The sequence below is a fragment of the Candidatus Aquicultor secundus genome (assembly GCF_002791875.1).
GTDB classification, from domain to species: Bacteria; Actinomycetota; Aquicultoria; order Aquicultorales; family Aquicultoraceae; genus Aquicultor_A; species Aquicultor_A secundus.
This window is the reverse complement of record NZ_PFNG01000054.1, coordinates 1-1115: the sequence shown is the minus strand read 5'-3', so window position 1 is coordinate 1115 and position 1115 is coordinate 1. Positions and strand designations below refer to the sequence as shown.

2 protein-coding genes are annotated in these 1115 nt (G+C 51.8%); both read right to left on the bottom strand.

The annotated features are described in order from the left end of the window. On the bottom strand, positions 1-577 hold a 577-nt coding region (locus COY37_RS02145), incomplete at its 3' end, for a gluconate 2-dehydrogenase subunit 3 family protein (RefSeq protein ID WP_286975823.1). A gap of 2 nt (positions 578-579) precedes the next feature. Further along, positions 580-972, bottom strand: coding sequence for a hypothetical protein (locus COY37_RS02140; protein ID WP_286678798.1), 393 nt, complete (start codon positions 970-972; stop codon positions 580-582). Positions 973-1115: the final 143 nt, after the last annotated feature.

Sequence of the window (1115 nt, the reverse complement as noted above, 5' to 3'; positions counted from 1 at the left end):
CCGGCTCTTCGGGGTCTTTGCGACCGCATTCTATCCTGACATATCTCTCGGGGTGCTTGGGCCCGCCCCAGCCCACCTCATTCCAGGCCTCCGGGTGGGCGTAATAAAACATGGCTGCAATGCTTATTATCTGCTGAAACGATCTCTTTGCCGGCACCCGGCCCCAGGTCGATGATCGAGATTCACCTTTCTCCAGCGCCCGTAGCACCGTATCCTGCGCCTCACCGTCGAGCCCTGCAAAGTTTTGCTTATTATAGGTATGCGCGGCTTCCTCATCAAGGGAACGGATGAACATCCTCCATAATTCTTGCATCGGAGGCATATCTACGTACTGCGTCCCGTCCGTCCGATTCTTCGCCAACTTCTCGTCGATGAACGGCATCACGGGGATAGGGGTCTCTCTTTGCTGGGGCAATAATCTTAAAACAGCCGCCCTCAGGGTTGCCGCCTCCTCTTTTGTAAAGAAGGCGGGCTGCGGCACCGACGACAGCCTGCTCTCGACGATCTGCCTGGTATGATCGTCCCAGAATTCCATACGGTCGAGCACATTATAATCGGGATACGACTCAGCAGACATTACTACCTCCCAAAAAGGGCCGCGATAATACCGATGGTGCTAATCAAAGATAGGCTCAAAGGAAATATCGGGGGCGGGCCGACCATAATATTATCAAGGTTCCAGCCGCCAACCTCGTGCACAATCCCTTGAATATGAAACACGAGCCCGGAGAGACCCATCAGCAGCGATAGCATTAAAGCAACACCGTAAACTTCCAGGAATACCCCGTGAACAAAAATGGCGATTATCCCCATTACAACTAAAACCGGCAAGTAGACGACCGGCTCCCACATCCAGACAAGGTGGAATGCGCCCCGATAATGCAGAATTAGAACCTGTACCCACAGGACTGCAAATAATAGGGTAACCAGAACGATCGCCCATGTCGCCATCGATACTCCCAGCAATAACAAACGAGAACACCTCCCCAAACAAACGGTAGATAAGCATACCTACAACTATTATTGCCCAATCGTTCCTCTTTATATCAAAACACGGGTTTTATAGCCGTACTCCCTATTTTCCCCTATAATGCCCTAAGCGGGCTTTGCCCGCT